Genomic DNA, 379 nt, shown 5'->3' on the forward strand with positions numbered 1-379 from the left:
GAGATATATAGAAATTTTTGTTAGTCTAATTCGATTAATTGGTATTGGATACGACATATTCTCTAGTTAGTACAAAAAACATTATGGAAATAGGACAAGTTCTACAGAAGTTAATAAAGCAAAAGGGGTTAACCCAAGTTATGTTAGCGGAGAAAATTGGAAAATCGCCTACGGCACTTTCTCAGATTATTAAAGGTAAATACCATCCTAATCCTGAAACTTTTGATAAAATTTGTGAAGTTTTGGAAGTGCCACCGGCAATTGTCTATTTTCTAACTATCTCGGAAAAAGATGTACCAGAAGAGAAAAGAGCTCTTTACCAAATGATTGGTCCGAGTCTAAAATCTTTTATTATTCAAATTTTCGGAGAAGAACCTTT

1 protein-coding gene is annotated in these 379 nt (G+C 32.7%); it reads left to right on the forward strand.

The window, feature by feature from the left end:
* Positions 1-83: 83 nt before the first annotated feature.
* Positions 84-379 (forward strand): helix-turn-helix domain-containing protein (locus tag HC175_RS20355; protein WP_168139861.1); only part of this gene is annotated, 296 nt, incomplete at its 3' end.

This window comes from Salinimicrobium oceani (assembly GCF_012037645.1).